The sequence below is a fragment of the Pseudoalteromonas rubra genome, assembly GCF_005887115.1.
Taxonomy (GTDB): Bacteria; Pseudomonadota; Gammaproteobacteria; order Enterobacterales; family Alteromonadaceae; genus Pseudoalteromonas; species Pseudoalteromonas rubra_F.
On the sequence record NZ_PNCJ01000023.1, the window covers coordinates 44985 to 70781 of the forward strand.

The 25797-nt window shown below is 50.7% G+C and carries 24 protein-coding genes; 23 read left to right on the plus strand and 1 reads right to left on the minus strand.

Annotated features, from left to right (window positions below; all coding sequences use genetic code 11):
• Positions 1-155: 155 nt before the first annotated feature.
• The 18 genes from CWB98_RS15875 to CWB98_RS15955 all read left to right on the plus strand — a co-directional run bounded on the left by CWB98_RS15875 (position 156) and on the right by CWB98_RS15955 (position 15306).
• The gene (locus tag CWB98_RS15875) at positions 156-1037 is read left to right on the plus strand and encodes a baseplate assembly protein (protein ID WP_171045675.1); all 882 of its coding nucleotides are present in this window, start codon (positions 156-158) and stop codon (positions 1035-1037) included.
• Complete coding sequence (locus CWB98_RS15880) at positions 1030-2157, plus strand: phage tail protein I (RefSeq protein ID WP_138545752.1); 1128 nt, start codon at positions 1030-1032, stop codon at positions 2155-2157. Before CWB98_RS15875 ends, CWB98_RS15880 begins: the two co-directional genes overlap by 8 nt.
• Entirely contained in the window at positions 2157-2714 is a 558-nt protein-coding gene (locus CWB98_RS15885) for a phage tail protein (protein WP_125781827.1), read from the plus strand. Before CWB98_RS15880 ends, CWB98_RS15885 begins: the two co-directional genes overlap by 1 nt.
• Before the next feature lie 24 nt (positions 2715-2738).
• A complete protein-coding gene (locus CWB98_RS15890) occupies positions 2739-3572 on the plus strand; it encodes a hypothetical protein (RefSeq protein WP_138545753.1) in 834 nt (277 codons plus the stop codon).
• A gap of 21 nt (positions 3573-3593) precedes the next feature.
• Positions 3594-3893 carry a hypothetical protein gene (locus tag CWB98_RS15895; RefSeq protein WP_138545754.1) on the plus strand — a complete coding sequence of 100 codons (300 nt, stop codon included), beginning with the start codon at positions 3594-3596 and terminating at the stop codon, positions 3891-3893.
• A gap of 237 nt (positions 3894-4130) precedes the next feature.
• Positions 4131-4907: a hypothetical protein gene (locus tag CWB98_RS15900; protein ID WP_138545755.1), complete on the plus strand. Its 777-nt coding sequence runs from the start codon at positions 4131-4133 to the stop codon at positions 4905-4907.
• A 306-nt stretch (positions 4908-5213) separates the two neighbouring features.
• Complete coding sequence (locus tag CWB98_RS15905; protein ID WP_138545756.1) at positions 5214-5795, plus strand: hypothetical protein; 582 nt, start codon at positions 5214-5216, stop codon at positions 5793-5795.
• Positions 5792-6523, plus strand: coding sequence for a phage baseplate assembly protein V (locus CWB98_RS15910; RefSeq protein WP_138545757.1), 732 nt, complete (start codon positions 5792-5794; stop codon positions 6521-6523). Before CWB98_RS15905 ends, CWB98_RS15910 begins: the two co-directional genes overlap by 4 nt.
• Before the next feature lie 15 nt (positions 6524-6538).
• A complete protein-coding gene (locus tag CWB98_RS15915; RefSeq protein ID WP_138545758.1) occupies positions 6539-6853 on the plus strand; it encodes a PAAR domain-containing protein in 315 nt (104 codons plus the stop codon).
• An 11-nt stretch (positions 6854-6864) separates the two neighbouring features.
• Positions 6865-7200: a GPW/gp25 family protein gene (locus CWB98_RS15920; RefSeq protein WP_054015367.1), complete on the plus strand. Its 336-nt coding sequence runs from the start codon at positions 6865-6867 to the stop codon at positions 7198-7200.
• A gap of 125 nt (positions 7201-7325) precedes the next feature.
• Positions 7326-8753 (plus strand): phage tail sheath C-terminal domain-containing protein, encoded by a 1428-nt coding sequence (locus CWB98_RS15925; RefSeq protein WP_138545759.1) that lies wholly within the window; start codon positions 7326-7328, stop codon positions 8751-8753.
• Entirely contained in the window at positions 8753-9262 is a 510-nt protein-coding gene (locus CWB98_RS15930) for a phage major tail tube protein (protein WP_138545760.1), read from the plus strand. The genes CWB98_RS15925 and CWB98_RS15930 overlap by 1 nt, the downstream gene beginning before the upstream one ends.
• Positions 9263-9359: 97 nt before the next feature.
• Positions 9360-9617: a phage tail assembly protein gene (locus tag CWB98_RS15935; protein WP_125781843.1), complete on the plus strand. Its 258-nt coding sequence runs from the start codon at positions 9360-9362 to the stop codon at positions 9615-9617.
• Positions 9618-9622: 5 nt separating this feature from the next.
• Entirely contained in the window at positions 9623-9748 is a 126-nt protein-coding gene (locus CWB98_RS24635) for a hypothetical protein (RefSeq protein ID WP_283235352.1), read from the plus strand.
• Positions 9749-9907: 159 nt separating this feature from the next.
• The gene (locus CWB98_RS15940) at positions 9908-13588 is read left to right on the plus strand and encodes a phage tail protein (protein ID WP_138545761.1); all 3681 of its coding nucleotides are present in this window, start codon (positions 9908-9910) and stop codon (positions 13586-13588) included.
• A 27-nt stretch (positions 13589-13615) separates the two neighbouring features.
• Positions 13616-14071: a phage tail protein gene (locus CWB98_RS15945; protein WP_138545762.1), complete on the plus strand. Its 456-nt coding sequence runs from the start codon at positions 13616-13618 to the stop codon at positions 14069-14071.
• Positions 14072-14080: 9 nt separating this feature from the next.
• The gene (locus tag CWB98_RS15950) at positions 14081-14293 is read left to right on the plus strand and encodes a tail protein X (protein WP_138545763.1); all 213 of its coding nucleotides are present in this window, start codon (positions 14081-14083) and stop codon (positions 14291-14293) included.
• A gap of 2 nt (positions 14294-14295) precedes the next feature.
• Positions 14296-15306 (plus strand): phage late control D family protein, encoded by a 1011-nt coding sequence (locus CWB98_RS15955; protein ID WP_138545764.1) that lies wholly within the window; start codon positions 14296-14298, stop codon positions 15304-15306.
• Positions 15307-15412: 106 nt separating this feature from the next.
• On the opposite strand, the gene CWB98_RS15960 is transcribed toward CWB98_RS15955, so the two are convergent.
• Complete coding sequence (locus CWB98_RS15960) at positions 15413-16507, minus strand: response regulator (RefSeq protein ID WP_138545765.1); 1095 nt, start codon at positions 16505-16507, stop codon at positions 15413-15415.
• Positions 16508-16648: 141 nt separating this feature from the next.
• Here CWB98_RS15960 and CWB98_RS15965 point away from each other — a divergent pair, with 141 nt between their 5' ends.
• From CWB98_RS15965 to metH, 5 genes are all read left to right on the plus strand, one after another.
• The gene (locus CWB98_RS15965) at positions 16649-17593 is read left to right on the plus strand and encodes an ABC transporter substrate-binding protein (protein WP_171045676.1); all 945 of its coding nucleotides are present in this window, start codon (positions 16649-16651) and stop codon (positions 17591-17593) included.
• A gap of 11 nt (positions 17594-17604) precedes the next feature.
• Positions 17605-20766 (plus strand): PAS domain-containing hybrid sensor histidine kinase/response regulator, encoded by a 3162-nt coding sequence (locus tag CWB98_RS15970; RefSeq protein ID WP_171045677.1) that lies wholly within the window; start codon positions 17605-17607, stop codon positions 20764-20766.
• 129 nt (positions 20767-20895) lie between these two features.
• Positions 20896-21843 carry a homoserine O-succinyltransferase gene (locus CWB98_RS15975; RefSeq protein ID WP_138545768.1) on the plus strand — a complete coding sequence of 316 codons (948 nt, stop codon included), beginning with the start codon at positions 20896-20898 and terminating at the stop codon, positions 21841-21843.
• A 55-nt stretch (positions 21844-21898) separates the two neighbouring features.
• Entirely contained in the window at positions 21899-22921 is a 1023-nt protein-coding gene (locus CWB98_RS15980; RefSeq protein ID WP_138545827.1) for a homocysteine S-methyltransferase family protein, read from the plus strand.
• Positions 22922-22932: 11 nt separating this feature from the next.
• The gene (gene metH / locus CWB98_RS15985) at positions 22933-25566 is read left to right on the plus strand and encodes a methionine synthase (protein WP_138545769.1); all 2634 of its coding nucleotides are present in this window, start codon (positions 22933-22935) and stop codon (positions 25564-25566) included.
• The last annotated feature ends 231 nt before the right edge of the window (positions 25567-25797 follow it).

The following is a 25797-nucleotide window of genomic DNA, read 5'->3' on the forward strand; positions in this document are numbered from 1 at the left end:
TGACCGTTTTTAATTCCATAAAATCAGTAAGATACATCTAAGCTTGAGAAAGCTAACGAAAGATTAAAAACAGACTTCCCGTGATAAACCCGATGCGATACTGCCTTGTGCAGTGCCAAGTCGGGTTTTTTATTTTTGCAACAAACGAGGATGAGATGAGCCAATTTCTAACACCAGACCTGTCCCGGGTGCCCATGCCGGATCTGTTACGGGATGTGGATTTTGAGCAGCAGTTAAAGGAAATCAAACAGCGTTTTTTAGCGTCACATCCTCAGTATGCCGATGCCCTTAAACTGGAAAGCGACCCGCTGACGGCCTTGTTGCAAACGCTGGCCTACCAGCAGGTATTGAATACTCAGCAGGTAAATGATGCGGTCAAAGGCGTGATGCTGGCAACGGCCAGTGGCGCAGACCTGGATGCCATCGCGTCGCGCTATAACCTGCTGCGCGACGAAGGTGAAAGCGACACCCGGTTTCGCCAGCGCATTCAGCTGGCCTTTGATGGCTTAAATACCGCAGGAAGCGCATCGGCTTATGCCTTTCATACTTTGTCACTCGACCCGGCCATTCGTGATGTCACAGTTCACAGCCCGGCGCCATGTGAGATTGTACTGACTGTTCTCAGCACAGAAGGCAATGGTGCACCGTCACAGGCGCTGCTCGACAAAGTAGCCAAACACTTTGCTGCCCAGGGATGGGAGCACCAACAAGCCTCTCGAGTCAGACCCCTGGGTGATCGGGTGACGGTGAATGCCCCGCAGATTGTGCCTTACACAGTCAAAGCGCAGCTGGTTGTATTGCCCGGGCCCTCAGCCGAAGCAATCCGCCAGGCTGCTGTGGAAAGAATGCAAACGTATCTCGCCAGCCGACAGAAACTCGGCAAAAAAGTGACCCGGGCAGGGCTGTTCGCAGCTTTGCACCTGGAGGGCGTGGAGGAAGTTAATCTGACTTCTCCAGCGTCAAATATATCCGTGACACATACTCAGTCATCCTGGTGCGAGCATTATGAAGTAGAGGTAGTCGTCAATCATGAATGAGCTGCTTCCCAGTAATGCAACACCTTTGATACGGGCAATTGAAAGCGAATTCTCGCGGCCCGACAAAATACGGTCTTTGCTGCTTAACGTTTTGAACATCAAGGCGTTGAGCGAATCTAAGAGGCAAAGTCTGGCCGAACAATGGCAGTTACCGTCCTGTAATAAAGCCGCTTTTTATCAGGCTGATATTAACCTGCTACTCACCGTGCTGTGGGATGACGAGCTGTGTCCGGCGGCGATGTTACCGGCGCTTGCAGAGGCTTTAAAAATAGCCGGCTGGGAAAGTTATCTCGATGACAGAGCGCGGCGACGTGCGTTACAGGATGCCTGTATTTTACAGGATATTCGTCTGTTACTGCGTGCCATTTGGGATCCCATGTTATGTCCTGCCTCCCTGTTGCCCTGGCTGGCCTGGGCTATGTCGGTGGATGAGTGGGATGAAACCTGGTCAGAAACACTAAAACGTCAGGTGATCCGCGACGCTTTTGCGGTGCACCAGTATAAAGGCACGCCCTACGCGCTGCAAAAAGCACTCGACAGTTTAAACATTGCTACTGAGATCAGGGAATGGTGGCAGTCCGAAGGAGCGGACACCCCCTCAGATGAGGTCATGCCGCCTGGTACGATTAAAGTCTGGGCACTGGTGAATCAGAATTTGGACGACCAACAGCAAGGACTGCTGACTCCCCTGATGCTGAAGAAAATTCGCCGGGTGATCAATGCCGTTAAGCGCGGCGCTATTCATGTGGATTTACAGCTGGGTATAGCACTGAGCGAATCCGTGGCCCCTTTTGGAGCTGCACAATCGCCGCTCAATCTTATCGACCATAAAGCCACGGGTTTGGGAGTGACGCCAGACTCAACACAGGGAGCTGTGGCTACAGCCGCAGCGGGACAGTTACTTAATTGTCAGCGCTGGCACACGACGGGCGAGGGGATTACGCCGGATCCGAGCGAGGGGGTAATGGCAGCGCATGCACAGCTGCAGTCCTTAAATACCGCCAGCCTTAAGGCCGAAAGCTTGGGTGTGACGCCCGACTCTATGGCTGGCGCACTGGCGCTGTCTTCAGGACTAGATGCGCTGAATATTCAATCTTTTCATTTCCAGGGAGTGACGTAATGTCAGCATTAACCTTGCAATTTACTCAGGTGGGGCTGGATGCGCTGTTGTCGGCGCGCGCCAGAGGCTTTAAAGGGCAAATCAGCCATATGGCCTTTGGCGATGCAAGCTACACCCCGTCAAAAACTCAAACCACGCTGCGCAGCCAAAAAGAGCTGGTGGAAATTGCCGATTCGGATTACACCGACGGCGAAAGCAGTAGCCTGAAAGTGGCCGCCAAATTCGAAGCGCCGCTGGAATACGCCATTGGTGAAATTGGTGTGTTTCTGGATTCCGGCGAAAAGCTGGCAAATGGTCAGCCCAAGCTGATTTTACTAGGCGTGTATTCTAAACCCAACACCACACTTGGGTACCGCACGCCAGATGTCAAGGTGTTGCAGTGGCTCACCCTAAGCCTGACCCAGCTGCCCTCCGACAGTGTTGAGGTCAAGCTTGGTGTCGATAACCTCAACCTTATCCTCGACAACGAGCTGGCCGAATTAACCCTGGCTCAGATTGATACCATGCATCGTCAGATCAATCAGGAATGGCGCTTAGTGGCGCTGGAACAGGCGTAACACAGGACTTTTTAAGGATTTATTATGTCAACAGACAATACCACAGAATTACTCACCCAGGTGGCCGTACGTGCTAATGCCCTGTGCCAGAGCGTGCAAGATCATGCGGGTAATATCAATGCCACGGTAAATGCCAAAAAAGCAGAGATGGACGCCGCAAAACAGCAGGCGCATCAGGATATTCAAAATTATATTGCCGGTGCACGCGCCGAGCAGTCCCATATTTTGCTAAGCCGAAACCAGCAGATGGAGCCGCTGGGTAGTAATGCGATTAAAGGGTTTACCACTATAGGACTTGAGTCCTTTGAAGTTGTCAAGGAGGCGACGATATATGGTGAGGTCGGCAAACATGATGAAGACCATACCGGAGGCGGGGTCGCTACAAGTTTTAGGGATAATGTTTACAGAGGCTATGTCAACAAGAAGTTCCATATTCTCAGGATTAAATGGAAAACGAGTCCAGGCAAAACAGTGCGATTAGATAATACCTATTATCAGGGATACGATCAGGGAGCGCTCACTAAAGGCTGCTATATCAAAGTAATAGAAGGGCAACTTGCAGGAGACCTACAGCCTGTGACAGAGTTTAATGACGGATGGAAGCTCCATGCTTACCGACAGAAAGCAAATTCGTCAACCGGTGGTTTTTACGCCCCGCACACGGCGCTGTCATTTTCGTCTGAGACTGGGGAGGCCTTGATTTGTTTATATGGTTCCGTGTCTGGGTATGTAAACCTGGAAGATAACGCATGGGGCTGCTATCCGGAGTTTGCAAGGCCCAGTGATATTGAAAGCCTGACTGGCAATATCGCAACCCTGAATTCACGAGTGAATGAACTCGAAACGCCTCCAGCCTAATACGTAAGCAAGGATCAACACATGCAACTAATCCACAACGATACTGTACTGGCGACTTTGGGTGAGCTGATGAGCGAGGCCCAGATCCGCCATTTTCTGTTAATGAATGAGATAGATGTGCCGTTTGAAGCGCTGACTTTTCGTTTTGAGCACGAAGAAGCGCTGGAATATCGCCGACTTTCTTACCTGCGTGAATCAGACCCACTCTACATGGAATGGCAATTCGACCAGACAGAGGCGGCCAAGCAGGCCTGGCTGGACAAAGTGGCCGAAATTAAAGCACGCTTTCCTTTACCTCAGGCACCTGTCTCTGAGGAATAAGCCTGAGTGCAGGCACATGACTACGTGCCTTGTTCTTTTTTCTTTGACCCGGTCAGAATTGACCGGTTTTACCTAAGAGAAATCAGTAAGATATACCTAAGCTTGAGAAAGTTAACTCAAGACTTCGGATTCTTCCCTTGGGCGTCATGCACGCCTTTTTATTACCTGAATTATACAGCGGCACAGGGTTGCCGATTCTAAGCCTGCCACTCCTCGGCAAGGCTCACAGGAGACACTATGTCAACGGACAATAAAACCACGACTGAGCGACTCAGCGATGTGGCCGTACGGGCCAATGCACTGTGTCAGACGGTGGCACAACAGAGCGATAATATAAATACCAGTTTGCAGCAGGCCAAAGCAGAGTTTGATGACTGGAAGGGATCTTTCACAGAGGTCGTAAATGGACTCTTAGTGCACAAAGAAGGCCGTAATAAGCGTTTTTCCTTCGCTCAGGTCTTGGATAATGGTGGATATGATGCAAGAGGCCAGGGACCTAATCCAGACTTTGCGACATGCGCCAATCCGAAAGAACCTTATTATATTAACTTGCTAGAGTTTGTTGCTGGTGCAAATGGCTGGTTCGGTAACTATGGTGACCGTTTCCGTTGCGAATTTATTATGTCACACAGAGGAATGTACAGCACTAGTGATCATATTGTGATTACTGGTACGTCGTTCGAAGATTGTGTATCTGGCCGTGTTGAAATCAAGAATATCACGGAACATACACTGACTGGTCACTTAGCTCTGTTTGTTTCCGAGCCAAACGGGGACCGCGAAAAAGAGCTTAACCCTAAAATAGAAGATTATAGCAACTCGTTTCCATTCAACTTTAGGGCGGTAAATCAGGGCTTTGGTCCGGGCGTTGCCAGAATAACACTCAAGGTCGACCCTAAGTTCCATTGTGGCGCCTACAGAGCATTGTCGGTTCAATGCGAGTATTCATCGGATAGAGCGCGACCAAGTAACATACGGGTAAGTCATGAACAACCATCCTGGAACCAATTATAGGAGGGAATGTGCACTGCAAATATCTGGCTATCGATTGCTCATTTAAGCGCAATGGCACGTTGCCCGATAAATAGGTAGCACTTTTGCTAGTAAGCGGCAGGAGGTTGTTGAATTTTACTAAGCGCTACAGTCAGTTCCTAAACTACTGATGTGATATCGCTAACAGTCAAGGGATACCCCTGAATTTTCAGGAGTCGGGAGCTATCGTCTTGCCAGTGAAACTGACACCTGCACTATACCTTCGGGCACGTCGCCCGCCCTGACTCACAGATTGTCTTCGAGTCTTTTTAATCTAAGAGCAAGTCTATGCAACGAACGACCTTAATCACCCAGGTGCTTGAGCGCCTGACGACGTCCCTGGCACAGGTGGCTCAGGTGGATTACCTAATCCCGAGCCAGGTTGCCCCGGACCTGACCCAGCAAGCCCAACTAACAGTAACGCCTACGCAGGAACGCCAGGCCAGCGAGCTGCAAAGTAAAGGCACCGATAAAGGTGTGAGCTATGGACCAGCGTACAACAAAAACCTCAGCCCAAACCCGCTGGACAGACGGGTGCTGAGTGTGCAGCTCGATATTGCGTTGATGGATGGCGATAAAGCCAGGCTGCTGGAAAGGCTGGATGAGGTACTCAGCAAAGGCGAAGCCGCGATGTTGGCGGACGACGTGCCCACCCACTGGCAACATTTTATTGCCGAGCAAACGACCTTTGCGTTTAACCAGCACAGTGAAGGGATTAAAGCACAGTTACAGCTGAGCTGGTCATTTTACTATCAGGTTGAACAGAGCGAGTCACCTGGCACGCCCATCACGGATGTTTATCTGGGGCAGCAGGGCTATGAGCACAAGTTAATCTACAGCATGCAAACGCCTGCCGGGGAGGTGCTATGAATCTGGATCCCGCTCAATCTGAGTTAGCGCTATCTGACTTACAGCACCGATTAAGCAAGCTGATCACGCTGGGTACGGTGCATGAAGTGGACTATGAAGCGGCTCGTGTGAAAGTCAAAATCGGTGACTGGATCACCGCTAAGCTGCCCTGGCTGACCGATATGGCTGCACATAATATGACCTGGCGAGCCCCTGAAATTGGTGAGCAGGTAATTGTCCTTGCGCCTTGTGGCGACACCGCTCAGGGCGTGATCCTGGGCAGTGTGTATAGTGCGGCAGCTGATCACCATAAACCCGACCATGTGTTAGGTGCGGGTGAAGGGGAAAGTTACGCTGCGGCAAGCAGTCGTGAACATGTGCACCGCACCCGCTATCAGGATGGCGCGCTGGTGGAGTATGACAACCAAAATCATGCTTACCACCTTTATGTGCCGGACACGGACGGTGGGGAAACGGCAAGAGTACATATTCATTGTGCCAGAAATATTTCGCTCAAAGCAGATAAACAGCTGGATATCAGTGCAGTTCAAAGCAATGTGAATATTAAAGCTGAACAGGGAAACCTCAACGTTGAGGCCACCGAGGGGGCGCTGACGGTAAAAGCGAGTAAGGGGGCTTTGACACTGGAAGGTAAGACTGTCTCGGTCAAATCCACTGGTGGAAATTTGGATGTGGATGCTGGTGGCAGCACTTTGCTGCTCAAAGGCAACAAAATCGAAGCGAGTTAGTAGGGAGAGTTTGACATGGCAGATGTCAGTATCTTAGGCGATAAAGCCGATGGAAAGCCGCACAATAAGCTTTTTGACCCGGGAGTGGTGTTTATTGAAAAACCTGAATCGCGCAAGTTTACCGTCAACGGAAACCCTGTGACTCTGGTGGGAGACAAAATTACAGAGCACCTTAGTAAGGATAAGAAAGTACCTCATAAAGAAGTGGTTGTAGCGACTGGTAGCGCTTTATTTACACTCGGTGGCGTGGCTATCGCCAGGGTAGGAGACAGCACGTCCTGTGGTGCTCTGCTGACTGGCGGAGACGCAAAACTGGACATCAAAACATAAGGAGGTGAAGCATGATTGGCATGAATGCCCAGACAGGTAAGCCGCTGGGCGGCGTTGAGCACCTGAAACAAAGTATTCGCGATATTGTGACGACCCCCAAGGGAAGTCGGGTGATGCGTCGCGATTATGGCTGCGGTTTATTTGAACTCATTGACCGGCCGTTTTCACACTCTCTGGTTGGTGATATTACCATTGCCATTTCCAATGCACTTGAGCAATGGGAGCCGAGATTTGCACTTGAAGGGGTGGCGGTGCACCCGGCCGGAGACGGCAAATTATCAATCGCCATTGAAGGCTTATATCTTATCAATGGCGAACCGGTAACCATCGAGGGGATCCAAATCTAACTTGTGATTTTTTAATTTTCTCAATTTATTTTTCAACTTAAGCCACAGCACCTGGGCTGCGTTTTGTCGCAGCTCGGCTGTGGCTTTTTTATTAGCTAATTGACATACCTTTAAAGGAGATATCTATGTCTAAATTTCTACACGGTGTAGAAGTCATCGAGGCGCAAACTGGCACGCGCCCAATTAAAACGGTTAAAAGTGCGGTTATTGGCCTGATTGGTACGGCCCCTTTTGCTGACGAAAAGGCGTTTCCGCTTAATACACCTGTGTTAGTGGCAGGCAAGCGTACGGATGCGGTTAAACTGGTTGACACAACCAATGCGGGTTATCAGGAAAAACTGGCGTCAGCAAAAACGGCTGCAGGCGATGCGGCGAAAGCAGAAACCAGCACGCAATATCTGGCAGCTGTGGAAGCGTTTAAAGCGGCGAACGATAAAGCGGCAGACTACGAGCTTTCTGCGGAAGAAAAAACGGCCATTCAGGCTGATGTAGAAGCCAAAGCCAAAGCAGCGGTTACGGATATTTCTGATTCGCTAAAGGGCTCTCTGGTACGTGCCATTGATGGCATCTTCGACCAGGCAGGTGCCGCTGTTGTTGTAGTACGTGTTGCTGACAGCACAAATTCAGACGTGACGAAGAGAGATGGTGATGTCATTGCCAATATGCAGGCAGGCACCACAGCTGATGGCGGCTATAAGGGTGTATCGGCGTTTTTGGCGGCTGAATCTGAGCTGGGCATGACGCCACGTATTCTTATTGCTCCTGAATACACCCATCAGTTCGACAAAGCCACAGGTGAAATGAATGCCGTTGTGTCTGACCTGATTGGTGTTGCTGAACGACTGCGTGCAGTGATCATCGCCGACGGTCCAAATGAGAAAGAAAGCTCTGCGGATGCCACCGCGATTAAGTACCGTCAGACCATTGGCTCACGTCGTGTGTATGTGGTTGACCCGCACGTACGTGTATTCCGCGATGGTGAATCTGTTGATGAGCCAGCCAGTGCCCGTGTTGCCGGTATGATTGCCAAATCGGACAACGACCGTGGCTTCTGGTGGAGCCCAAGTAATACCGCAATGAATGGTATTGTTGGTACTGCACGCCCGGTGGACTTCCAGTTAGGTGATGCAAACGCACGTGCTAACCACCTGAATGAAAACGAAGTAGCGACCATTATCCGCCAAAACGGCTTCAAGCTGTGGGGTAACCGTACGTGTTCTGGCGACCCGAAATGGGCCTTCCTGTCAGTGGTTCGTACCGCAGACATGATCAATGACTCACTGCTGCGTGCCCACATGTGGGCGGTTGACCGTAACATCACCAAAACTTATATCGAAGATGTGAAACAGAGCGTGCAGTCTTACCTGGACAGCCTTAAAGCACAGGGTGCAATCCTGGGCGGCGAAATCTGGGCAGATGAAGAGCTGAATACGCCGGAAAACATTCAGGCTGGCAAGGTTTACTTCAGCTTTGACTTTACGCCGCCAACACCGGCTGAGCACATCACCTTCAAGAGCATTCTGACAAATAACTACCTAGAGGAAATCGTATAATGGCAATGTCTCCTAAAATCCTTAAAAAATTCAAACTGTTCGTAGACGGCAAAGGCTACCTGGGCATTGCGGACGAAATTCAGCTACCAAAAGTCACGGTGAAAACCCGTGAAGTGACATCGGGCTTTCAGGCGCCGATTGAGCTGGACGTGGGTCAGCTTGAGAAACTGGAAGGCAGTATCACTTTGCTTGAATACAACGCCGACATGCTCAAGCTGCTGGGTGACTGGAGTGGGGCGACCACACCATTAACCGCGCGCGGTGCGATTCAGGCGCAAGGTCAGCCACCACAGCCTGTGGTTGTGACTCTGGAAGGCTACTTCAAAGAAGTCGATATGGGTAACTGGAAAGACGGCGAAGAAGCCAAGCTGACGATGCAGTACACAGTGCAGAAGTACAAGCTGGAGATCAACAACGAAGTGATCTACGAAATTGACCTGTACAACGATGTGCGCAAAATCAAAGGCACAGATCAAATGGCGCTGTTACGCGCTGCCATTGGCGCTTAATTCGCGCTCTTGTCTTAATATGGCGGGTACTTCTTACTGGCTTAATCCCCGGGAGTGCCCGCCTGCGCACTGAGAAAATAATAATAGGAGCAAAAGCATGAAAGAAATCATTACCCTGGCATTTCCAGTGACGGTTGACGGGCATGAGTATGCCGAATTGACAATGAGACGACCAAAAGTACGAGACCGGTTAATGGTGGACAAGGCAGATATCAGCGAGTCGGAAAGTGAAATTCGCTACTTCTCCAATTTGTGCGAAGTCTCGCCGGATATCATCGAAGAGCTTGATTGGAGCGACTTTGTGAAGCTCAGAGAGACCTTACAGGCTTTTCTCGTATCCCGCCCAGGCGCTTAAGAGCCATGGTGATCGCCTTAGCCAAATACACCGGTTGGGGCCTGACCGAACTCAATGCATTGACCGAAGATGAATTAGTCGATTGGTTCAATGCTGCGGTTGACTACAAAGAGGCAACCTCTGCGTCCTGATCCGCTGCGGGTCATCCCTCTGCAAACATGCGTTTTTGCGCATGTTTGTGGATTCAATTGCGGGCATTGCTCAGTGGCTTTTTTCAGGCTGTTTAGCAATGCCACACTCCACCTCCCTTCATTCTCTGGTATCACTTCTTAACTCTTTCAGGTAAATCTATGAAACAAGGAACTGTCGAACATCTTCGTGCTCCCGGCGGAGCCAAAAATAAAGTTAAACATCGCCTGGCGCAGAGCAATGGCGTGGACCAGCGACTGGCGAAACTCGGCCGGACACTGCATTCTCTGCAGCTGCAAAGTGATGCCAGTGCCGCGTCGGTCGGGCAACTACTCGCACAGCTCCAGGCGCTGGTGTTATTAGCCCCACAAAGTAGTGATCTGCAAAAACGTCTGCAGGCTGTGATGGCACAACAGGGGCAGTCGGCGCAACCAGCGTCTGGCCAAGGGGCTGTCAGCCTGAGTGTGGATAACCCGGGGGCTTATGAAGTGCCCGACGCTTTACTGGCGTCTTTGGATAATCTTGGCGCTGTGATTGCGCGCCTCGCTGATAAAAATGAACAAGCCTCTCAGCCCAGTGGTGCCGGTCAGGTAGCAACCGCAACGGCACCAGATTTTACACCGGTAAACGCGTCTGAGTATCGTCAGGACTCAGTTGAGCTGAATACCTCCGCGGGTATTGGCAATGATGCTGTAGCGACAGCTGTGCCTGAAGGTAGCGTAGATGTATCGGCCGTGACTGCGTTGTCCCACTCAGTGAATACTGACCTGAACAGCCTGACCAGTTTGGTGCCCGAAGTGGCGCGTTCACTGGATCTCGGCCAGACGGTGGCGGCATTTCAATCCGCATTACCGGTGTTGCAAAATCTGGATCTTAAGGCGTTGTTCGCCGGTGACCTCAATGGGCTAAAAACGGCATTGCCAGCACTCATTGACGCGGTCGACTTACCTCAGTTGCAGCAGGCACTGGCTTCAGAATTGCCGGCACTGGCACAGCTAGACTTGTCTGGTGCATTGCGTGGTGATGTACAGGCTCTAGCATCAGAGCTTCCGCACATGCTCAGCGCTTTACAGTTGGATGGGGTTTCGGCCAGTGTCGCGCAAGCCTTGCCTGCACTTACGCAGCTGGATATGCCAGCAATTGCTTCAGGGGAGCTAGATTCCCTAATCCAGGCTGCACCGCAGCTATTTCAGGCATTGAATATGCCTGGCGCATCTCAGGCAATGGAAAAAGCCCTGCCGGTACTCAGTAAACTCAACGCGCCTGCGATCATCGAAGGTGACCTCAGCAGTGTACTGGACGCTGCGCCTGAGGTTTTGCGTGCATTTGAGCTGGACGGGGCAGCAGACAAATTGCAGGCCGCCATACCCAGCCTGACCCAGCTTGACCTCAAAGGCATAGCGCAAGGTGATGTGTCCACTTTAATGAACGTGGCGCCTCAGTTGCTGAACGCGCTGGAGCTGGGAGATGCAGGCACAGCGATGGCTGCCGCGCTTCCGGCATTACAAAAATTTGATGTAGACGGATTACTCGGTGGTGATCTGACTTCTCTGGCTGAAGCCGGTCCGGATCTGCTCAATGCACTGGGCATGGAAGAGGCGGCAGCCCTGCTACAACAACATGCTGGCATTGTGCAAAAGCTCGACATCCGTGGCGTGATAAGTGGCGACCTGGCTTCGCTGGGAGAGGTTGCCCCTGCGGTATTTGATGCGCTGGATATGCCCGGCGCATCGGCAGCAATGCAAAAGGCCATGCCGGTGCTGAGTAAGCTCAATGCCCCGGCAATTATGGAAGGCGATCTGAGCAGTTTGCTGGATGCGGCGCCCGAAGTATTGCGCGCGTTTGAGCTGGATGACGCCGCGGATAAGTTGCGAACCGCCATTCCTGGTTTGGCCAAGCTTGATTTGAAAAGCATCGTGCAGGGGGATGTCTCCAGCCTGATGAACGCCGCCCCGGATTTGCTTAAAGCTCTGGAACTGGGCGATGCAGGCGCCTTGCTTGAGTCTGCCTTACCTGCGCTACAGAAATTTGATGTGGACGCGCTGCTGAGCGGCGACCTGTCATCTTTGACAGAAGCGGGCCCTCAGTTGCTGCATGCTTTTGGTATGGATGAGGCTGCCTCGTTGCTGCAACAACATGCCGGGGTGTTCCAAAAACTTGATGTGAAGGGCGTGCTGGGTGGCGACTTGTCATCACTGGTTTCTGCTGCACCTGATCTGCTGAATGCATTTGGCATGGACGGCGCAGCATCATTGCTGGCACAACATGAAGGGGCGCTCAGCAAGCTGGATTTTAAAGGGCTGATGAACGGCGATTTGTCGTCTCTGGGCGACGCCGCATCTGAGTTTTTGAGTGGCTCCGGTTTATTTGGCGATACTGAAGGGGACGCTGAGACGTCTAGTGTTTTTGATGAACTTGATGGGCACTTAGAAGACGAGCCGGAAGAAGAGAAAAAGCGGCCCCGTAAACGCAAAAACAAGGGCAAACCAAAGGGTAAGTCAGGTTCTAAACGAGGGCGAAATAAAGGGAAAGGCAAAGATCAGGCTGCTCCAGAGTCCCAAGAGAACGCCACCAGGAAAAATAAGCGCAAGCCAGCGGCACAGGGCAATGCGATCCGTGCACTTGACCGCGGCAGGCAGCTCCCCAATGCGACATCTAAATCAATAGCGGTGCAGACTGCAGCAAATGACGCCAAGTCTGGCAAGCTGGGGCAGTTTGCCGGTAAAAAAGGCGGGCTGTTTAGTCGTCTGCCCGGGGCTAAAATGCTCGGTAAACTGGCAGCCCCTTTGAGTGCGGTAATGGGAGCCGTGGATGTGGCTGCCACGCTGTCGGATGACAGCCTGAGTGCTGAGCAAAAAACTCAGCAGGTTGGCAGTGCCGTCGGCGGTGCAGGCGGTGCCTGGGCCGGCGCCGCAGCAGGTGCAGCCATTGGCTCGGTGATCCCAGGGATCGGTACTGCCATAGGTGGTCTGGTCGGCGGTGCGCTGGGTGCGATGGGCGGTGAGTCTGTTGGTGGCTGGCTGGGTGAAAAGCTCGGAGGCTGGTTTGCTGATGATGAACCTGCCAAACCTCAGGCCACACCTGACATCAGTGGCAATGTTGAGACATCGCAGGTTGCAGCGAATGATGCTGGAGTGTCCGGCACGGCGCCACAAAATGGTAATAGCAGTAACCTACTGGGTCTGGCTGAAGGCTTTATCAAAAATCAGTTTATTAATCCGTTTAATCTGGCCGCAGGCACCGCATCTGTGTTTGCTGAATTAACCGGGAATGGTCACAGTCGTGCACGTAAAGTAGCCAAAGTAGGCAATTTTGTCGGCGATGCTTTGAATTATCACACCGTATGGCAGGCCGCCAATGATGAGTCTTTGAGTGGCTCGCAAAAAGCAGGGGTGATAGGCGGTACGCTCGGAGGCATGTTCTCAGCCAAGGCCGTCTCGGGGTTAATGGAAAAAAGCCGTAACCCCTGGTTGAAAATGGCTGCCCCACTGGCTGGGTTTATCACCAACGCAGCGGTGGGGTCGCACATTAGCAGTTGGTTTAGTGCGGATAAATCGACCAAATCGGAAGATGTGGCGGCTGACAAGGCCAACATTGTCAGCACCCCAGAAGCGCTGTCAACCTCACATGTCTCATCTGCAACCCATACAGATGCCACTTCCGTTAATAGTGACACAGCACATCAGGGTGCACAGGTAACGGTCAATGCCAATATCACAGTCAATGCGCGCAGTGGCGAACAGGCTCAGGATATTGCTATTCAGGTTAAGCAGATCCTTGAACAGCAGCAACAGCAGGCCGTTCGCGATTTGAATGCGCGCTATTTCAATCAGGTGGCTTAAATCCACATTTCATTCTTCAGGTGAACAATGAGCAATACCAATCATGCCAGACACATGATGCAGCTGGGTGACTACAAGTTCTCGGTCAGCACAGCGGCATTTAACAAGCTGAAATACGACACCCAGTATCGCTGGAAGTCGCTTGATGCCCCGACAAATAAAAACAGCCCTTTGATGCAGTTTATTGGGGTGGGAGAACAAACGCTGGATCTGGAAGGCACTATCTTCCCGCAAATCGTCGAAAACGGGTTGAAGCAACTCGATTATATGCGTGACGAGGCAGCCAAAGGGCAGCCTCTGACCCTGGGTTATGTAGAAGAAAGTGGCAAGACCAACCCCAGTGTGGGACGGGTCCTGGGGAAGTGGGTGATCAGTAGCATCAGCGAAACCCGGACCTTGTTTTTCAATGACGGCATTCCCCGGGAGATCCAGTTTTCAATGCGCCTGAGTCGGTATCAGGCGGCACTTAAAGAGCCCGAATAAGGAGAAGCCATGAAAGGTGTAAATTATGTGACTCGTGATGGAGACTGTCTTGATCTCATTTGTTATCGCCATTACGGGCAAAGTACCGGGACGGTTGAAAAAGTACTGGGGGCCAATGCGGGCCTGGCTGCATTGGGGGCAATTTATCCGACGGGTGTGGAAATTTTTCTGCCCGAGCTGCCTAAGCCTAAGACCAAGCATGTGATCAATATTTGGGATTAGTTATGAACCAGCAACCCTATTTTTCTATCAAAGCGAATGGCAATGAAGTGGCCGAGCGCCTTAAAGATCGGATCGTTGAAGTCAGTGTCACGCAGCGAACCGGCTTACTCAGTGATGTATGCATGGTGCGATTCGATAACCTGGAAGAGCTGCCAATTCAGCTCCCGGAGCCAGGCAATGTACTGGAAATTGCGTTGGGATATAAAAACGGCACGCCAGACAACCATGCTGCACTTACACCGATGGGTAAGTTTGATGTAGGGGCGTACCAACTTACGGGTCCTGCCCGGGCACTCACTTTGTATGGCAACAGCATTATGTGGGATGCCAACTTTAAATCGCCAAGATACCGCTCCTGGCCTGAGCAGGGCAGTGATGAGCCGATTACACTTGGCGACCTGGTGGCACAAATTGCTTCTGAGTACGGGCTGCAAAGTGGTGTGAGTGAGGTACTACAGAGCATTACGCTGGAGCATCTTGAGCAAAGTGAAAGTGATATGCAGTTGCTTACGCGGCTTGCGCGGCGCTACGACGCGGTGATGAAAATTGCGGCAGATAAATTGCTGTTTGTCACTAAAGGCACCGGGCAGTCGCTGTCTGGGCAAACCGTGACCTCGACCACACTCAGTAAACATCAAATAATACACTGGTCCAGGGCAACCAGCCATTACCACTTAGTCGGTGGCGTGCTTTGTTATTACTACGACACGCAGCAGGCACAGCGGATTTCAGTCCAGGCGGGCGCTGCGGCTCCCGTGGTGACTTTACCTTACCTTTATCCGGATGAAGCTGCCGCACAGGCTGCTGCAAACGCTCACCTGACGCGTTTGAAGCGCGCTCATGGTGAGGTGCATTTATGTGTGCCAGGCGACCCGGATATTGTTGCCGGTGCTTTAATTACCGTGGATAAAACGGTGGAATACCTAGCGGGTGAATGGTTTATCAAAGAAGTAACCCATCAGCTAACGTCACAGGGATATTTATGCCAGATCAAAGCTGAACAACCCAACTAACCCTGCCATCATGTCGGTCAGACGTGACTTTGTCCTTTCTCCTTTCCTGCCCCCTTCATTACCTGGCGAGGCTTATACGCCAGGTAATGCCCTACCTTAAGCCAAGCTAGAACAGCTCTATATCATCACTTGGGCTCGCTGTTTCTTGCTTCTCCTGCAGCATATCCAGTACCTCTGTCAACTGTTCTTCAATCACCAATCCCGATTGTACTTTTTCTTCAGCAGCGGTTTTGGCTGTTTGGATCATGTTGACCAACAGCGCCTCTGAGGCTTCTGAAATGTCGTTGTCGATACTGAGGGTGGAGAACAAAACTTCCAACTGTATTTCCATATCGTCAATTAAAGTGACAATGCTATTCTTAATATCAGTATTTTGTGCCCTGAAATCCTGAATGGTTTGCTTCATGGTCTGTTCCGCAAGCACTTTGCCTGTACATTGTTCCAGCCCGTCCATCATATAGGCGAGGTAATCTCGCATTGAGCCGGCTCTGTCTGGGTCTTCAGGCATGTTTTTGACCAGCAAAGAGGCATGACGCCAATTGAATGCGGCCCTGTGTTTACCAAATGCCATAATTCGATTTGCACCTTGTAAGGATTCCAGTAAAGCAGCATCAATGTTTTTGGCGATCCCGTCATCAAAAAAACAGGGGTTGGCTTTTTGATCGCGAATAATCAGCGAGCACTTCAGCCCAAATCCACGGGTGAGTTTAAACACTGCCTGAGCAAGGCGCGTTAAATCATGGCAATGAAAACTGTCCCGGTAAAACCCCATTACATAGCCGAGTGACGACAGATCCGACAGAGCCTTGACGGCGACTTCGTCGGCATGGCCTGAGTTCGCTTTGTGTGCTTTGAGCAGAATAGATACTTTTGTTAGCAGCTCCTGCTCATCAACCGGTTTGGCAATAAAATCGTTGCCACCGGCATCATAAGCTTTTAACCGCTCTTGTAGCGAGTTTAGGTTTGAAAAAAACAGAATGGGCACGGTATGACCGGCAAGCCTTATTTTGTAGGCTGCTTCATAGCCATTCATACGTGGCATTTGAATGTCCATTAAAATAAGGCTCGGTGTGCGAGAGTTGGTCAGCTCAAGTGCTGCCTCGCCGTCATGCGCGACTTCTATCCGGTACTGTGATGACAACATATGTGTGTGATATTCCACAACAAAGTCGTCATCATCAACGATCAGAATTGTCTCCATTCAGCTCACCAGTTAAGTTAGCGTCGTCGTGGCTGACAGGTGCAGTACGCTGCTATTTTCTTCATTCAGCCCCCAAGTTATCAATTCAAGACTAGAATACAAAAAGAAACTTTACCAATGACCTATCGGATGGGGAAGGCAGTGAAACTTTTGTTGTTAGCACTGGTGTTTATACTGATTGCCGGATGCTCTGATCCCTCTCGAACACAGCTCAGAGTCGGGTTTAATCTCTGGCCTGGTTACGAGACACTTTATTTGGCTAAGCAAAAAGGTCTGTTGAAAGAGAATATCAAGCTGGTTGAGCTGCTGTCTGCAACCGATACCATGGACGCATTTCGTCATGGCCGAATCGAAGTAGCAGCACTGACGCTCGATGAAGCCTTGCTGTTGGTTGCTGAGGGGATTGCACTCAAAATCGTCCTGATTATGGACATATCAAACGGAGCCGATGCGGTGGTTGTGCGTGAGTCCGTCTCCGAACTGGCACAACTTAAAGGTAAGCGAATAGCATATGAACAAACTGCTGTTGGTGCCTTGATGCTGCATGAAACGCTGGATGCGGCACAATTGAGTATGGCGGACATAGATGCGGTGCACCTGCCAGTAAATCAGCACCTTCGGGCCTTTCAGTCGCGCGCCGTTGACGCGGTAGTGACGTTTGAACCGGTCACGACTCAGCTTGTGAATCAGGAGCATAAAATTATTTTTGACAGTGCGCAGATCCCCGGCAAAATCGTGGATGTGCTGGTCGTCAGAACCGCAGATCTTAATCATCATCATGAGGCGTTACAGACATTGGTTTCGGCCCAATTTTCGACACTGGCATATATAGAAAAATACCCTAAAAACGCTGCCCAGCTGATGTCTCCCCGGCTTGGCTTGCAACCACATGAGCTGTTAGCTGCACTCGATGGCATTACACTGGCCGATGCTCCGACAAACCGTTCTTTGCTGGTGGGTAAGGGAACAGAACCGCCTTTGCACTCAACCGTAGAGCGGCTGTTATCGGTACTGGTAGAGCAGAACATGATTGATGAAGTGGCAGATGTGCATGACCTGGTTGATGCGAGGTTTGTGCGCCAATGAGGCAACCAGGGGTGCCTACATCCTTGGCATTTTGGGTGCCTGTGGGTGTCCTGTTACTTTGTCTGGCTGTTCTGAGTCTGAGTACAATGGTGATTTATACTGGCAGCCGGGATGCCTCTTATTCAAGTCATCAGTCACATGCCAGCTATTTGCTGATGACATTGAAACGTCATGTCGAAGTAAATCTGAGTTCGGACAGGCCCGAAGAAATCCGTCATGATTTATCCGTTATAGGCACTGTACCGGAAGTCATCAGCATTGTGGTTGCGGATCATACCGGGCGAATACTATTCAGTAATCAGTTTGCGGAGGTTGGTAAATCCTTACAGGACATCGCGAGTCATGGTTTCGATAGGTCGGTTAAAGCGGCCCTGAGTCGTAACATGCCGCTGCTGACCTTTTCTGCCGACCGTGCAAGGCTTGAGGCGTTTCAGAGCTTTGCTTTGCCATCGAGCACTGAGCTGCGTTCGACCCGCCTTGGCATCATTTATCTGCATTATAATCTTGCGTTGAGTGAGCAGGCTTTGTGGCGCAATATTCGGTTTAATCTGGCTCTGATGTGGATAGGTTGTGGGGTACTGATCCTGATGGTGATGATACTGCTTAGAAAGCGGGTTATTACGCCATTGAGTGACCTTGCCAGACAGGCCTCTTTGCTCGCTGATGGCACCTATACGCTTCAAAAAGTGGAATCGGGATTCAAAGAAATAGCAGCGCTCACCAGGACGTTCAACTGGGCCGCCAGTGCCATTCGTGAACATATTGCCCTGCTGGATAACAACCAGCGTGAGCTTGAATCCCGCGTTAAATTGCGCACTGCGGAGCTACAAAGTGCTAACCTGAATTATGAACAGGCACAAAAAATGGCGCGTCTGGGCCGCTGGGAATTAGAACTGCAAAGTGGTCTGGTTCACTTGTCTCAGGAGGCTTATGAAATTCTGGGGGCATCGCCAGCACATCCGGTAACCGTGCACACCTTATTTGGTCATACTGATGTCGCCTCTCACACGGCATTGCAGGCTATTTTTGATAATCAGCAACAGCATCATGATTTCAATTATGAGTTGCATAATAATGAGAGTTGCCATTTTATCCGGTTGGTGGCTGAGCGCTCTCTGGACAGCAATACCGGCCACTACAAGCTAGTGGGGATTGTTCAAGATATCTCTGAACAAATGCACAAAGAGCGCTCATTGATAGAAAATCAGGCTATGACTCGTGCCATCATTGATACGGCAGCCGATGCCATCATAGTGATCAACATTCATGGCGAAGTACAAGAGTTTAGCCCGGCAGCGGTTGAAATGTTTGGCTACGCGCGCGACGAAGTGTTAGGAAGAAATTTGCGTATGCTGATGCCTGAGCCTGACCGCAGCAGCCATGATCAGTATATGCAAAACTATTTTGATACGGGCATTAAAAAAGTTATCGATAACAAACGCGAGGTGACAGCACGCAAGAAAAATGGCCAGTGTTTTCCCATCGACTTGGCTGTTGCTGAAACTAAAGTGGGAGAGGTGAATTATTTCACCGCCATCATTCGAGACATTACTGAGCGTAAAGAGGCAGAGAAAAAGCTCCTTGAAGCAATGGAGGCCGCACAAAGTGCGACCCGTGCTAAGTCGCAGTTTCTTGCCAATATGTCTCATGAGATTCGTACCCCCATGCATGCAATCACCGGGTTAACCCATTTAGCGCTCAAAATAGATGCACCACCAAAAATGCATAACTATCTGAAAAAAATACGTTATGCCGCAGATAATCTTATGGGGATCCTGAATGATATCTTGGATATTTCTAAAATTGAGGCAGGTAAACTGAGTGTGGAGTCTGTGCCGTTTCGCCCGAAAATACTCATCGAGCATATTTGCGGTCTGATCGCAGCGCGGATTGAAGAGAAACAGTTGGGTTTTAAGGTAAGCCTGGACCCTGCGTTACCTGAGGTCCTGATGGGGGATTCGCTCAGGCTCAGTCAGATATTGCTCAATTTACTCAGCAATGCAGTTAAATTCACACCTCATTATGGCAGTCTATCTTTGCAGTTGGCGATTAAGACCCTGACGGAGTCCAGTGCAAAAATTGTGTTCACCGTATCTGATTCCGGCATAGGCATTTCACCGGAGCAGCTGCAAACCTTGTTTACCCCGTTTACTCAGGCGGATGCATCAACAACTCGTCAGTACGGTGGAACCGGCCTGGGTCTGGCAATCAGCAAAAACCTGGTGAAACTGATGGATGGCAGGATTTGGTGTGAAAGCACCGAGGGGAAAGGTACACGTTTTTTCGTGGAAATCGACTTTCCCATTGCAACCGCTACGACTGCATCTCCACCGCAAATCGGTACGCAGATTGAGCAGGGGGCCTTGCCAGAACTACTAGGAGGAGCACTGGTACTTCTGGTTGAGGACAACGATATCAATCGGGAAATTGCACAGGAGATACTGACTGACGCGGGTATGCAGGTGCTTACTGCCGAACATGGAGAAGAAGCGCTGGAGCTATTACAGGAAACTCCAGTTGATCTGATCCTGATGGATTGCCAAATGCCGGTCATGGACGGTTATACCGCAACCCGGGAGATTAGAAAAAGCGCAGTCTGTCGAGAGGTGCCGATCATCGCGCTGACCGCAAATGTTATGCAACATGATCTGCAGGAAATCAAAGCCTGTGGTATGGACGATCATATCGCCAAGCCAATCAATGTAGAGTTGGCTTATCAAAAAATATATCAATGGCTTAGCAAGAAACCGAAACAGGGTCTTTGTAAGGTGCCTGTGGTCACAGAGTCTGAACCTGCCGACATGCCTTCACTCACGCCAATACAAACGCAGGATAGTACAGCAAGTGAATTACTCGATGTGACGCAAGGACTAAGGCATGTTAATGGCAACGAGGCGTTTTATCATAAAATGTCTGATAAGTTTGTCGTTGCACAGGAGGCATTTTGTGCGCGGCTGAGGCAAACGTTGCAAGAAGAGGACATCGAAGCGGCTGCTCGAATGGCGCATACATTAAAAGGGCAGGCAGGGTATCTGGGGCTGGTGCGCTGTGCAGAGCTTGCGGCGCAGCTAGAGCAAGCCATTGTGCAGCAAAATCCTCAGCAGTCAAACTTAATCCTGGAACTTGAAGATGTATTGACGCGCTCTTGCCAGCTGCTTAAAGCGGCACTGTAAGGGCCGGGTGATAGAATGCTTAATTTTAGACGGCTAAACATCTAGAAGTTGAAATTTATTCCCGTTCCTTCATAATGTCGCAAGTTAGCGGATCTATCTTTAAGGGTCCTAGTCACTGAGGGGAATATCATGCCAATCACAGTCACCGACGATTTACCTGCCATCAGCCATTTGCGTCATGAAAATGTCTTTGTGATGCCACAAAGCCGAGCCAGTACGCAGGAGATCCGACCAATGCGTCTGGCAATACTCAATCTAATGCCCAATAAAGTGGAAACAGAAGTGCAGTTTATTCGTCTGCTGGCCAACACACCCTTGCAGGTGAACGTGGATCTGCTGCGCCTGGACACCCACCGTAGTTCCGACAACTCGGAGCAGCATCTGAATATGTTTTATCGTTATTTTTCGGACGTCAGAGAAGAAAATTACGATGCATTGATTGTTACCGGTGCACCACTTGCTCACCTTGAGTACGAAGAGGTGACTTACTGGGAAGAGTTACAGGCATTTTTTGACTGGGCCGAACACCATGTAACCTCAACACTATTCTCCTGCTGGGCGGCACATGCCGGTCTGTTTCATCATCACGGCCTGAAGCGGGAACTCAAAAAAGATAAGCTGTGTGGGGTGTTCCGCCACCACTGCTACTTTGAACATGGTGCGTTAACCCGTGGGTTTGACGATGAGTTTTTGGTGCCCCATTCCCGTTATGGTCATATTGAGGCCAGCAAAATCGAAGCCTGTGAGGAGCTGGTGACGTTGGCGGGCTCTGAACGAGTTGGGGCCTACCTGATCAAAAATGTGTCGGGCAGTCAGGTTTATATTACCGGGCATCCGGAATACGACGCCGATACCTTAAGTAAAGAATATTTCCGCGATTGCGAAAAAGGTCCGGATGCGCCCAAGCCGGAAAATTATTTCCCAGCAGATGACGTTAACGCTAAGCCATCTAAGACATGGCAAAGCCATGCCTTTTTGTTATTCTCCAACTGGTTAAACTACTATGTTTACCAAACCACTCCGTACGATATTAATCTGGTTAGCCAGGATGTAAGGACTAACAATTATGCCGAATAAACCTATCATCACCGCGGCCGATGGTGCAGCCATTGCCGATGCACTTAAAACGGCCATGCAACAGCGTATTTTGATCCTCGACGGTGCTATGGGCACCATGATCCAAAAACACAAATTTGAGGAAGAGGACTATCGGGGCGAGCGTTTTAAAGACTGGCATGTCCTTATCAAAGGTAATAACGACCTGTTAAGCCTGACTCAGCCTGACGTGATCCGCCAGATCCATCGTGAATATCTTGAAGCGGGTGCGGACATTATTGAAACCAATACCTTTAACGCCACCACTATTTCGATGGAAGATTACGATATGGCCAGCCTGAGCCGCGAGATCAATGTCGAATCGGCGCGTCTGGCACGGGCTGTCTGTGATGAGTTTACCGCCAAAGACCCGAGTAAGCCGCGTTATGTGGCCGGTGTTTTGGGGCCAACCTCAAAAACCTGCTCGATTTCACCGGATGTGAATGACCCGGGTTATCGCAATGTCTCGTTTGATCAGCTGGTGGCGGCCTATATTGAGTCGACCGAAGCCTTAATTGAAGGTGGCGCACATCTGATCCTGATTGAAACCATCTTCGATACGCTGAATGCGAAAGCGGCGGCTTATGGGGTGGAAGAAGCCTTTGAGCGCACCGGTATAACCCTGCCGGTGATGATCTCCGGGACCATTACCGATGCGTCAGGGCGTACCTTGTCGGGCCAGACAACCGAAGCCTTTTACAACTCTATCCGTCATATCAAACCGATTTCCATTGGACTGAATTGTGCACTTGGTCCGGATCTGCTGCGTGCCTATGTCGAAGAATTGTCGCGGGTGTGCGAAACCTATACGTCGGTGCACCCTAATGCGGGCCTGCCGAATGAGTTTGGTGAGTACGACTTGGAAGCCCCTGAGATGGCGAAGGAAATCATTGACTGGGGTAAGGAAGGTTTTATTAATATTGTGGGTGGTTGCTGTGGTACAACACCCGACCATATTCGCGCTTTTGTAAAAGGGCTGGAGCAGGTGGCACCGCGCACTTTGCCTGAGCTTGAAGTAAGAATGCGCCTGGCGGGCCTTGAAGCCTGTAATCTGAATTAGGAAGTACTGATATGACGCAATCTACAGCCATTTTTACTAACGTTGGTGAAAGAACCAATGTGACCGGCTCAGCGCGTTTTAAGCGTTTGATCCTGGAAGAAGATTACGAAGCCGCGCTGGATGTGGCGCGCAGCCAGGTGGAAAACGGCGCCCAGGTGATCGACATCAACATGGATGAGGCGATGCTGGATTCTAAGGCCGCCATGGTTAAGTTCCTGAACCTGATTGCCTCAGAGCCGGATATTTCCCGCGTGCCAATCATGGTCGACTCTTCCAAATGGGAAGTGATTGAAGCCGGCCTGAAATGTATTCAGGGTAAGGCCATCGTCAACTCAATTTCACTCAAAGAGGGCCGCGAGCCGTTTGAGCGTCAGGCGAAGATCATTAAGCGCTTTGGTGCGGCTATGGTGGTGATGGCGTTCGACGAAACGGGCCAGGCCGAAACAGCCGACCGCAAGTTTGAGATCTGTGAGCGTTCTTATCGTATTCTGGTGGATGAGCTGGGTTTCCCGCCGGAAGACATTATTTTTGATCCTAATATCTTTGCTGTGGCAACGGGGATCGAAGAGCACGATAACTATGCTGTCGAGTTTATTGAAGGCACCCGACGCATCAAGCAAAACCTGCCGCACTGTAAAGTGTCGGGCGGGGTGTCGAATGTGTCTTTCTCGTTCCGCGGTAACAACCCGGTGCGTGAAGCCATTCACTCGGTGTTTTTATATCATGCCATTCAGGCCGGTATGGACATGGGCATTGTCAACGCGGGTCAGCTGACGGTATACGATGATATTCCCGATGAACTGCGCAAGGCGGTAGAGGATGTGGTCCTCAACACTGACCCCGGTGCCGGTGAGCGTCTGGTAGAGATAGCGCCTAATTACTCGGGGATGGCACAGGCTGAGAAAGCGGAAGATCAGGAATGGCGCAGCTGGCCTGTGGCCAAGCGCCTGGAGCATGCGCTGGTTAAAGGCATTACTGAATTTATTGAAGAAGACACTGAAGCCTGTCGTCAGCAGTTTGATAAACCCATTGAGGTGATCGAAGGCCCGCTGATGGATGGCATGAATGTGGTCGGCGACTTATTTGGTGCCGGTAAAATGTTCCTGCCTCAGGTGGTTAAATCTGCACGCGTGATGAAACGGGCAGTGGCCTATCTGGACCCTTACATTGAGGCGGAAAAACAGGCTGGCCAGAGTAATGGTAAAATCATCATGGCGACGGTTAAGGGAGATGTACACGACATAGGTAAAAACATTGTGGGTGTGGTGCTGCAGTGTAATAACTATGAGGTTGTGGACTTGGGCGTGATGGTGCCGGCAGAGAAAATTCTGCAAACCGCCATAGATGAAAATGCCGATGCCATTGGTTTATCGGGTTTGATCACGCCTTCGCTGGATGAAATGGTGCATGTCGCCAAAGAAATGACCCGTCGTGGGTTTGAGATCCCCTTGCTGATCGGTGGCGCAACCACCTCTAAAGCGCATACGGCGGTGAAGATTGAACCGCAATACGACAAGGGCGTGGTTTATGTGAACAATGCCAGCCGCGCGGTGGGTGTGGTTTCCAGTTTACTGAGTGCCACGCAAAAGCCCGGCTTTTTGGAAAAAACCGCCAGTGAATACGTTAAGGTGCGCGATCAACAGGCGCGTAAAAAGCCCCGCTCAAAACCCGTGACTTTAGCCCGCGCGCGCGATAATGCGGTTAAGCTTGACTGGGACAATTACACCCCACCGGTGCCCAAAAAGCTGGGCATCACCGAGTTTAAAGACGTCAGTATTGCCACCTTGCGCGAGTATATCGACTGGACGCCCTTTTTCATGACCTGGACGCTGGCAGGCAAATACCCGCGTATTCTGGAAGATGAAGTGGTGGGTGAGGAAGCGAAAAAGCTTTTTGCCGACGCCAATGCCATGCTCGACGAGCTGAGTGCCAAAGGCAGTTTACAACCGCTGGGCGTAATTGGCCTGTTCCCGGCCAATCGGGTGGGCGATGACATTGAAATCTATCGCGATGAAAGCCGTGAAGAAGTGCTGCTGAAGTCTTGTCAGTTGCGTCAGCAAACCGAAAAAACCGATTTTCCAAACTATTGTCTGGCCGATTACATCGCGCCGAAAGGCACGCCGGATTATTTTGGTGCGTTTGCGGTTACCGGTGGCCTGGAGGAGGACGATTTAGCCGAGGTGTTTGAGCAGCAGCAGGACGATTACAACAAAATCATGGTGAAAGCTGTGGCAGATCGTCTGGCCGAGGCCTTTGCTGAGTACTTGCATGAGCAGGTGCGTAAGCAATACTGGGGCTTTGCTGAGGACGAAAAGCTCAGCAATGAAGAACTGATCCGCGAGAACTATCAGGGGATCCGCCCGGCGCCGGGTTATCCTGCGTGTCCTGAACACACTGAGAAAGACAAGATCTGGCAGCTGCTTGATGTAGAAAACCGCATTGGTATGAAGCTCACCAGCTCTTACGCCATGTGGCCGGGCGCGGCGGTATCTGGCTGGTACTTCTCGCATCCGGATTCTAAATACTTCGCTGTGGCAGCGATTCAGCAAGATCAGGTAGAAGATTATGCCCGGCGCAGTAACATGACGCTGGCAGAAGCTGAGCGCTGGCTGTCGCCCAACCTGGGGTATGAACCTCAGTCGTAATTGTGCATATGCAGGGTGCCACTTTGGCACCCTGACTTTTTGCCGACAAAAAGTCAGTAAATTTTGCTTGCATTAAACCACTTTTTCGATATTATTACTCCCTTGCTTTAAATAACCTCTGATTTAAAGCGTCATAGAAGTAATGCCCTCTTGCCTTGATCCAGTAAGCCCGCATTAAAAATTACAAGTAGAGCTTATTATAGTCAGGCGATATACCACTGCAGTTACCCC